Below are 1,378 nucleotides of genomic sequence, written 5' to 3' on the forward strand. Positions count from 1 at the left end.
CTTCGGGGGAGGGTCAAGTGGGCTGGGCCGCCGATTTGCCGCCCGGGGCGGCGGTCTCGCCCGCGTCAAGGTCGGAGTCCGGCTCGCGGCCGGGGGTCATGATGTTCAGTTTCCTGATCAGGAAGCTGAAGATCAAGTAGTACCCGATGCCGTAGATCACCCCCAGGCCCATGATCAGCCAGAAGTTGTTCGTGTTCGACTTGGAGGCGTTGAGCAGCGCGTCGATCAGCCCGGCGGAGAAGCCGAAGCCGAGCCAGCCGTCCATCGCCGCGGTCAGCGCCATCGACACTCCGGTCAGTACGGCGTGCGCGATGAACAGCGCGGGTGCGACGAAGATGAACGCGAACTCGATGGGCTCGGTGATGCCGGTCACGAAGGAGATCAGCGCGGCGGAGATCATGATGCTGCCCACCGTCCCGCGGCGGTGCGGCGGCGCGGCCCGCCAGATGGCCAGCGCGGCGGCCGGCAGGCCGAACATCATCACCGGGAAGAACCCGGCCATGAACTCCCCAGAGCCGACGTGCCCGGCGAAGTAGCAGTACTGGTCGCCCGCCGCGTTGGCGACGGTGCCCTCGACCCCGGCCGTGCACTCCGGGACCAGGTACCACACGATCGAGTTGAGGAAGTGGTGCAGCCCGAGCGGGATCAGGAACCGGTTGAACAGCCCGTACAGGCCCGCCCCGACCGTCGAGTTGGTGGCCAGCCAGTCGCCGAAGGAGCTGATCGCGTCGCCGATCGGCGGCCAGATCAGGCCGAAGACGACCCCGAACACCAGCCCGGCCAGCGAGGTCAGGATCGGGACGAACCTGCGCCCGCCGAAGAAGGCCAGCCAGGCCGGGAGCTTGGTCCGGTAGAACCGTTGCCACAGCAGCGCGGTCACCACACCCATCAGTATGCCGCCGAGCACGCGCGTGGGGTTGGCCGAGGCCAGGTTGATCATGTCCACGGAGGTGTTGTCCGCGCCCATCACCCGCTGTGACACCTGGGGCCGCAGGTCGGACTCGAAGAACATCAGCTTGGTGATCCGGTCGAACACCAGGTACCCGATCACGGCGGCCAGCGCGGTCGAGCCGTCCGCCCGGCGCGCGAAGCCGACCGCGACCCCGACCGCGAAGAGCAGCGGCAGCGCGTCGAACAGCGATTCGCCCGCCCCGCGGATGATCACGGCGATCCGGTCCATCGTCGCGTTGTCCGTGCGGCCGAGCAGGTCGTCCTGGCCCAGCCGCATCAGGATCGCGGCGGCGGGCAGCGCCGCGATGGGCAGCATCAGCGAGCGGCCGATCCGGGACAGGGCGCCCATGAGCGCCGACTGTGGCGCGAGCGAGGCGGGGAGGCCCGCGTCCGAAGTGCAGCTCATCGGGGGTTCCTCCTGGGGGTC

General features: G+C 69.2%; 1 protein-coding gene. It reads right to left on the minus strand.

Features of this window, described 5'->3' with window-relative positions; translation table 11 throughout:
* Positions 1-13 precede the first annotated feature (13 nt).
* Positions 14-1,357: a PTS transporter subunit EIIC gene (locus tag C1I98_RS38900; RefSeq protein ID WP_111172186.1), complete on the minus strand. Its 1,344-nt coding sequence runs from the start codon at positions 1,355-1,357 to the stop codon at positions 14-16.
* Positions 1,358-1,378 lie beyond the last annotated feature (21 nt).

Source organism: Spongiactinospora gelatinilytica (genome assembly GCF_003236385.1).
Lineage (GTDB): Bacteria > Actinomycetota > Actinomycetes > Streptosporangiales > Streptosporangiaceae > Spongiactinospora > Spongiactinospora gelatinilytica.

Excerpts from the sequence above, each read along its gene's own strand:
- C1I98_RS38900 (WP_111172186.1), bottom strand. The coding sequence starts at position 1,357 with ATGAGCTGCACTTCGGACGCGGGCCTCCCCGCCTCGCTCGCGCCACAG.